This window comes from Enterobacter sp. IF2SW-B1, from assembly GCF_001743375.1.
Lineage (GTDB): Bacteria > Pseudomonadota > Gammaproteobacteria > Enterobacterales > Enterobacteriaceae > Enterobacter > Enterobacter bugandensis.
The window spans coordinates 1-360 of sequence record NZ_MJAA01000376.1 but is presented as its reverse complement, the minus strand read 5'-3'; the positions used below and the strand labels follow the sequence as shown (position 1 = coordinate 360).

Sequence of the window (360 nt, the reverse complement as noted above, 5' to 3'; positions counted from 1 at the left end):
TTCGCTTAGGGCTTTACCCGGTGGTGGACAGCGTGGAGTGGATCGCCCGCCTGCGGGAGGCCGGCGTTCGCACCCTCCAGCTGCGCATCAAAGATACGCGTGATGAAGAGGTGGAGGCCGACGGCGTCGCCGCCATCGCGCGGGGGCATCGCTACAATGCCCGCCTGTTTATCAACGACTACTGGCGGCTGGCCGTTAAGCACCGGTCGTACGGCGGGCATTTGGGCCTGGTGGATCTGGAATCCACCGTTCTGAACGCGATTCGCCTGGCTGGGCTGCGCCTTGGGGTTTCAACACACGATGATATGGATATCGTCGTGGCGCTGGCGGCCCGCCCCTCCTACATCGCCCTCGGTCACG

Annotated in this window: 1 protein-coding gene; it reads left to right on the top strand. The window is 64.4% G+C overall.

The genetic code is table 11. The annotated features are described in order from the left end of the window. On the top strand, positions 1–360 hold a 360-nt coding region (locus A6013_RS24715), incomplete at both ends, for a thiamine phosphate synthase (protein ID WP_175437446.1).